Below are 3,258 nucleotides of genomic sequence, written 5' to 3' on the forward strand. Positions count from 1 at the left end.
CCCGGCGTGGCTTGTGAGGCGGTGGATCGGCCAGTTCGGGGAAGAGACGGCCCTGGCTATTTTGAAGGCCAACAACGATCCGGCGCCTCTCTCGGTTCGCGTCCAGACCCTGCGGGCAAGCTCCCAGGCACTGGGGGATCTCTGGGGTGCCCACGGGATCGGATGGCAGCCGGGCATCCTCGCCCCGGAGGCCCTGATCGCTGACCGCCCGGGTGCGCCCGTCGAGCGCCTTCCCGGTTACCAGGAGGGGCTGTTTACACCGCAAAGCGAGGCCTCCATGCTGCCGGGCCACGCCGTGGGGCCGCAGCCCGGGGAAACCGTGGCGGATCTTTGCGCCGCGCCCGGTGGCAAGAGCGGCCACCTCGCGGAGATGAGCCGCGACGAGGCCCGTATCGTCGCGGTCGACTTGCACCCCGGGCGCCTGCCCCTCGTCCGCCAGAACGCCCGGCGGCTGGGCCTTTGGTCCATCCGGCCCGTGGCGGCGGATGCCCGCCGGCCACCCCTCGAAGGTGGCCGCTTCGATGCGGTCCTGCTCGACGCCCCGTGCACGGCCCTCGGCACCATCGCCCGGCGCCCGGACGTCCGGTGGCGGCGGACTCCCGAGGACGTTCGGGCCATGGCAGAGCTGCAGGCCCAACTCCTTGAGGCGGCCGTGGATCTTCTCTCGCCGTCCGGCCGGCTGGTCTACAGCGTCTGTTCGTTTGAGCCGGAGGAAACCGTGGAACAGGTCCGGCGGCTCGTGCAAACCAAGCCCGTCATAGCCATTCCGGTACGTTCCTTTCTGCCGGCCCGCACGGTGAATGCCCTGCCGCCGGAGGATAAGCCATGGCTTACCCTGCTGCCTCATCGCGTCCGAACCGACGGGTTCTTTGTCGTTCGATTGGAGTTTCGAAGGGCTTGAAGAACAGAAGGAAGCGGGTTTACCGTGGGCGAAGATAGTTGCGTCTCCTGCATCTTCGGCCGCAATACCCAGACCCAACATCCAGGGAGGTTGCGGCCTTTTCTTTTAGCCGCAGAATGGCCGGCGAGAGGGGTGCCACAGACGTGATTCGGGTGCTGGTGGCCGATAACAACATCGAGCTTGTCGAGACCCTCGAAGAGTATCTCAACAGCCTTCCCGACATGGAGGTCGTCGGCCGGGCATACGACGGCGAGGAGGCTCTGGCCAAGATCGAGCGCCTGAGCCCCGACGTTGTCATCCTCGACATCACCATGCCCCACCTGGACGGCCTCGCGGTCATGGAGCGGCTGCGCGGGATGGACGGGCCTGCAGTCCAGGATGCTCCGAGCCGGGTGGTGCGTCCTGCGGTCATCGTCCTCACGGCGTTCGGCCGCGAGGACGTGATCCAGCGCTTTACCGAACTCGGGGCGCAGTACTTCATCGTCAAGCCCTTCGACCTGGAGCTGCTGGCGCAACGTATCCGCGAGTTCGGCACGGCGCAGGAGTCCGCGGCGCACGACGACGGCGCGCTACCGGCACAGCCTCGCACGGGCCGGGCGGCGGAGTTCACCGGCCACCACGGGCAGGACGCAGAGGCGGTGGTCACGGCACTGCTCCACCAGATCGGCGTGCCGGCCCACTTCAAGGGGTACATCTACCTGAGGGACGCCGTGCTGCTGGTGGTGCGGGAGAACCGCATGTTGGGCGGCTCCCTGACCAAGGAGATCTATCCGCGGCTGGCCGAGAAGTACGGCACGACGGCCGGGGGGGTCGAGGCGGCCATCCGCAACGCCATCATGGCGGCGTGGGAGCATGGAAACCGGGATTTCCTGGCGGCCCTGACTGGACTTGGCAACCGGCGGGACCGCCTGCCCACCAACTCACTCATGATCGCGAAGCTGGCCGACCGGGTACGCTTTGCGAACCTTCCTCCGCCCCAGCCGCTGGAGAAGACCGCCTGAAGGAGGTCTGGCGGAGGCGACCAGGGGGATGGTCGGGGCGAGAGGACTTGAACCTCCGACCTTGCGGTCCCGAACCGCACGCTCTAACCAAACTGAGCTACGCCCCGACTTCTCTGGCTTGAGGAGCCGGTCCCGAAAGGCGGCGAACCTCACCGTGGTATAATCACGGCTGGGCTTGCAAGCCCCTCCCGTTGCCGGGCAGCGCCAGTATACTGCCCGGCCGGGCAGCGTGTCAATTGCGCTCAGGGGGCCTCCAAGGACGTGGCTGTTGCGAAAAGCGTGCTACCGGTCGAACCGGCAGCCCAACCGGGCATACCGCTGGGGCTGGTCCGGACCCGGGCTGAACTCGGGGCCGTGGTCGGCGCTGCGGGTGAGCCCGGGTACCGGGCCGAGCAGGTCCACCGGTGGGTCTTCTCCAGGGGCCAGGCCGATCCCCAGGCCATGACCAGCCTGCCAAAACCCCTCAGGGGTCGCCTGAGCGAGGTGGCCTGGCAGCGGTGGCTCCAGCCGCTGAAGCTCGAGGTGGACGCCGACGGCACCCGCAAGGGGCTTTTGTCCGTCCACGACAGTGCACGCCCGCCGGCCGAGATCGAAGCCGTCCTGATCCCCGGGCGCTCGCGTCTTACGCTGTGCCTGTCCACCCAGGCGGGCTGCGCGGTGGGCTGCCCGTTCTGCGCCACGGGCCTCCTGGGCCTCCGGCGCAATTTGAGCGCCCCCGAAATCGCCGGGCAGGTGCTCTGGGCCCAGAGCTCGGCGGGGCGCTTTCCGACCCACGTGGTCTTCATGGGGATGGGGGAGCCCCTGGCGAACTGGGAGGCCGTGCGGCACGCCATCGACCTCCTGCGGGGTCCCGACGGGTTCGGCATCGGAAGTCGCCGCCTGACCGTCTCCACGGCTGGCGTCGCCCCGGGCATCCTGCAACTGGCGGGCGAACCGGGGCTGCAGGTCAACCTGGCGCTGTCGCTTCACGCGCCAAACGACAGGCTGCGCGACCGCCTGGTGCCCCTCAACCGCCGCTGGCCGCTCGAACCCCTGATGGAGGCGGTACGTACCTACATCCGGGCCACGCGCCGGCGGGTGTCGTTCGAATACGTCATGCTGGCGGATGTCAACGACACGCCCGAACTGGCCAGGGAGCTGGCCGACCGGGTCGGCGGGCTTCTGTGTCACGTCAACCTCATCCCGTACAATCCGGTACCCGGTCTTCCATTCGAGCCGTCGCCGGACGCGGCGGTGAAGCGTTTCGCCGGAATCCTGGAAGGCCGCGGCGTGGCGGTCACGGTGCGGATGCCCAGGGGGCGATCCATTCACGCCGCCTGCGGACAGCTCGGCGCCGCCTGGCGCGCGGCCCAAAGA

3 protein-coding genes and 1 tRNA gene are annotated in these 3,258 nt (G+C 68.6%); 3 read left to right on the forward strand and 1 reads right to left on the reverse strand.

The genetic code is table 11. The annotated features are described in order from the left end of the window. Together AB1609_19035 and spo0A are read left to right on the forward strand one after the other, a co-directional pair. Positions 1 to 901, forward strand: a 901-nt coding sequence (locus tag AB1609_19035; protein MEW6048542.1) for a methyltransferase domain-containing protein, incomplete at its 5' end; no start/stop codon positions are given. A 143-nt stretch (positions 902 to 1,044) separates the two neighbouring features. Continuing rightward, entirely contained in the window at positions 1,045 to 1,902 is an 858-nt protein-coding gene (spo0A, locus tag AB1609_19040; protein MEW6048543.1) for a sporulation transcription factor Spo0A, read from the forward strand. 29 nt (positions 1,903 to 1,931) lie between these two features. On the opposite strand, the gene AB1609_19045 is transcribed toward spo0A, so the two are convergent. Then, a tRNA-Pro gene (locus AB1609_19045) sits at positions 1,932 to 2,009 on the reverse strand. A gap of 154 nt (positions 2,010 to 2,163) precedes the next feature. Here AB1609_19045 and rlmN point away from each other — a divergent pair. After that, positions 2,164 to 3,258 (forward strand): 23S rRNA (adenine(2503)-C(2))-methyltransferase RlmN (gene rlmN / locus AB1609_19050; GenBank protein ID MEW6048544.1); only part of this gene is annotated, 1,095 nt, incomplete at its 3' end.

The sequence above is a fragment of the Bacillota bacterium genome (assembly GCA_040754675.1).
Taxonomy (GTDB): domain Bacteria; phylum Bacillota; class Limnochordia; order Limnochordales; family Geochordaceae; genus Geochorda.